This is a genomic window from Micromonospora sp. M51 (assembly GCF_018070305.1).
In the GTDB taxonomy this organism is placed as follows: domain Bacteria; phylum Actinomycetota; class Actinomycetes; order Mycobacteriales; family Micromonosporaceae; genus Micromonospora; species Micromonospora parva.
This window is the reverse complement of record NZ_JAGPXZ010000640.1, coordinates 1-3616: the sequence shown is the minus strand read 5'-3', so window position 1 is coordinate 3616 and position 3616 is coordinate 1. Positions and strand designations below refer to the sequence as shown.

Sequence of the window (3616 nt, the reverse complement as noted above, 5' to 3'; positions counted from 1 at the left end):
AGCCGGGAGCTCTCCTCGGCCGGGTCGCGGGTGCGGCTGTGCAAGGGCGCCTACAAGGAGCCGGAGTCGGTGGCGTACCAGTCGGCCCGCGAGGTGGACAAGTCGTACGTGCGCTGCATGAACATCCTGATGTCCGGCGACGGGTACCCGATGCTGGCCACCCACGACCCGCGGATGATCGCCATCGGTGAGGACCGGGCCCGGTGGTTCGACAGAGGGCCGGAGCGCTTCGAGTTCCAGATGCTCTACGGCATCCGCCCCGAGGAGCAGGCCCGGCTGGCCGGCGAGGGCTACACGGTGCGCACCTACGTCCCGTACGGCGACGAGTGGTACGGCTACCTGATGCGTCGGCTCGCCGAGCGCCCCGCCAACCTGGTCTTCTTCGGCCGCGCCCTGATCTCCAAGAAGTAACTTCTCCGATTCGGCCGACGGGCCGGCGGCGACCGCTCGGGTCACCGCCGGCCCGTTCGGCTATCCGGCTTGCCAAACTCGGCTAAGTGACTTAGCTTTAAGGCTATGACAGCTAGCCAGGTGTGGCGGGACGGTGGACACATCGCGTACGAGGTGCAGGGCGAGGGGCCGCTTGTCGTCCTCGCGCACGGCATGGGAGAGAACAGGGCGAGCTTCCGGCACCTCGTGCCCCTGCTGGTGGCCGCCGGTCACCGGGTCGCCTCGGTCGACGTCCGGGGCCACGGGCAGTCCAGTGCCGGCTGGCCCACGTACGCCCCGGCGGAGGTCGGCGCGGACCTGCTCGCCGTGGTCCGCGACCTCGACGCCGGCCCGGCCGTGCTGGTCGGCAGCTCGTCCGCCGCGGCGGCGGTGGTCTTCGCCGCCACCGATGCGCCCGAGCTGGTCACCGGCATCGTGCAGATCGGCGCGTTCGTTGGCCAACCGAAGCTCAACCCGTTGCTGCGAATGGCGATGTGGTCCGTGCTGCACAGCCCCCGACTGTTCGGGATGTTCCACAACACCCTGTTCCCGGTGCGCCGACCCGCCGACGACGCGGCCTACCGTCGTTCGATGGTGGCCAACCTCCGCGAGCCCGGCCGGATGGCCGCGACCCGCGGCGTGATCGCACCGGCCGAGCCACACTGGACCAGCCGCGCCCCGCAGGTGCGGCAACCGGTGCTGGTGCTGATGGGGTCCAAGGACCCGGACTTCCCCGACCCGGGAGCCGAGGCACGAGCCGCCCGGCGGCTGTTCGGCACCGCCGAAGCCCGGATGATCGGGGAGTCCGGCCACTACCCGCACGCCGACCAGCCGCAGCGCACCGCCGAGGAGCTGCTCGGTTTCCTGGCGGTGTGCGCCGGTGCCTAGGGTCGGCCTCAACCAGCAGACAGTGGTGCGGGAGGCCGCCCGGCTGGCCGACGAGGTCGGCTTCTCACAGCTCACCCTCGCCGCGCTCGCCAACCGGCTCGGTGTCGCGCTGCCCAGCCTCTACAAGCACGTGCGGGGGGCGGACGCGCTGGCCCAGAAGCTTGCCGCACTGGCCACCGCCGAGCTGGCCACCGAGATGACCACCGCCGCCGTCGGCCGCTCCGGTGGCGACGCGCTCCGGGCCATGGCGAACGCCTACCGTGGCTACGCCCACCGACACCCCGGTCGCTACCCGGCCACCCAACGGGTGCCCGACCCGGCCGACCCGGAGCACGTCGAGGCCGGCGAACGCGCCGTCGGTGCCGTCGTCGCGGTCCTTCGGGGCTACGGGCTCACCGGTGACGACGCGGTGGACGCCACCCGCGCGCTGCGCAGCGCCCTGCACGGCTTCGTGACCCTGGAGGCCGCCGGTGGGTTCGGTCTGCCCCGCGACGTCGACCGCTCGTACCAGCAGTTGATCGCGAGCATGGACATCTCCTTCCGCTCCTGGCCGGGCACCGGCGCGTGAGCCGGCGGCCGGGGCGGCCTCGCCGCGTCCAGGTATTGGTCGTACCCTTCGGCGGGTGACTGACGAGGTGCAGCGGCCAGCACCACGGCGGCTCTGGCCGCTGTGGACGGTGCTCGTGGTGGTGTTCCTGCTGCTGGGCTGCGGCCTGCCGGCGGCGCTCGTCGTCGGAGTGATCCGGGAGACAGGCGCGCGCCCCACCGTCAGCCGGGTCGGTGCCTCGGCTGCCGACGATCCGGCCACCGCCGTGGCCCGCGGGTTGTCCGACCGGATCACCGCCCAGCTGCACCGTCAGTCCGCGGCGCTCCTCGGTGGCGACCGCGCCGGTTTCCTCGCCGTCGCCGACCCCGTTGCCCACAACGACCTGCGCCGACGCTTCGCCGCACTCCGCGAGCTGAAGGTGACCGGGTGGCGGGCCGAGCCGAGTGGTCTGCCCGTGCCGATCATCGGCAAGCCCGGCGAGTGGCGGCTGCTGGTGCGCTTCCAGTACTGCTTCGTCACGCCGAACTGTCGGCCCAGCCCGGTGCTGATCGGCACCCGGTGGCGGGAGAACGGTGACCAGCCCCTGATGGTCGCCATGGAGGAATCCAAGTCGGTGGAGACCGGCACCCGACCGTGGGAGATCAGCGACCTGGCGGTCGCCGTCGGCGCGCGGACCATCGTCGCCACCACCCCGGCGCTGCGCGGCAAACTACCCTGCCTGCTCGCCCAGGCCGAGGCGGCGGCCAAGGTCGCCGACGGGTACGCGGTGACCGGGTCACCGCCGGACCGCTACCGGATCTTCTACGCCGGGCGCACCGAGTGGCAGCGCTGGTACGGCGGGGAACGCCCAGAATGGACCGGCGGTTACGCGGTGACAGTGGGCGGCGGCCACCACGAGGTGGTGCTCAACGCCGAAGGGCTCACCAACAGCGGCACCGACGATCTCCTGCGGCACGAGCTGACTCACGCGGCGTCGTTGCCGGAGCGTGGCTACCCCGGCAAGCTCACCTGGTGGTTGGTGGAGGGGCTGGCCGAGTTCGCCGGTGCCGGCGGCCAGGCGGTCGACAGGTACGAAGGAGTCGCCGACGTCCGCAAGATGGTCCGGGGCGGCTGGGACGGCAAGTTGGAGGGCGTCAACCCCGCTGACGATGCCCCGGCCGAACGGGTCGCCGGCAGCTACGGCATCGGCTACCTGGCCGTCCGGCACCTCGTCGACAGGTACGGGCCGCTGCGGCTGCTCACCTTCTTCAAGACCGTGGTGCACGACGGCAGAACCCTCGACGTGGCGTCCGAGAAAGCGTTCGGCGAGCAGTGGTCGACACTGCACGACGAGTGCGTCGCCTACGTCCGCGCCACCGCCGGCTGACGCAGCTCAGAGGTGGTGCGAGGGCACGCCGTACCATCGATGGGGTGCGCCGCCCTCAGTCGTCACGGCCCGCCGGCACCACGCGGCCCCGCCTGCTCGTCGCCCTGACCGCCGTCGTCGTTCTCACCGCCACCACCGCCGCGTCCTGCGGCGACGAAGGCCCCGACCTCGCGTTGGCGTCGGCCGAACGTAACCCGGTCACCGAGGTGATCGACGCCCCGGCCACCGTGACGGCCCGTGCCGCCGCCACCCTCACCGCTCCCGCCGACGGCACCCTGTCCAGCCTGCGCGTCCAGCCTGGACAGCGGGTCAAACGCGGTCAGGTGCTGGCCGTTGTCGACTCGCCGAGCGCGCAGCAGCGCCTGCGGCAGGCGAAGGAGGCCCTG

Annotated in this window: 5 protein-coding genes; all 5 read left to right on the top strand. The window is 72.3% G+C overall.

The window, feature by feature from the left end:
• On the top strand, positions 1–411 hold a 411-nt coding region (locus tag KBX53_RS26130), incomplete at its 5' end, for a proline dehydrogenase family protein (RefSeq protein ID WP_210862168.1).
• Between the two features lie 105 nt (positions 412–516).
• Positions 517–1317, top strand: a complete 801-nt coding sequence (locus KBX53_RS26125) for an alpha/beta fold hydrolase (protein WP_030329711.1) — start codon at positions 517–519, stop codon at positions 1315–1317.
• Positions 1310–1885: a TetR/AcrR family transcriptional regulator gene (locus KBX53_RS37190; protein ID WP_030329713.1), complete on the top strand. Its 576-nt coding sequence runs from the start codon at positions 1310–1312 to the stop codon at positions 1883–1885. Before KBX53_RS26125 ends, KBX53_RS37190 begins: the two co-directional genes overlap by 8 nt.
• Before the next feature lie 55 nt (positions 1886–1940).
• Complete coding sequence (locus KBX53_RS26115) at positions 1941–3230, top strand: hypothetical protein (protein ID WP_210862166.1); 1290 nt, start codon at positions 1941–1943, stop codon at positions 3228–3230.
• 44 nt (positions 3231–3274) lie between these two features.
• Positions 3275–3616, top strand: a 342-nt coding sequence (locus tag KBX53_RS26110; protein WP_210862164.1) for a biotin/lipoyl-binding protein, incomplete at its 3' end; no start/stop codon positions are given.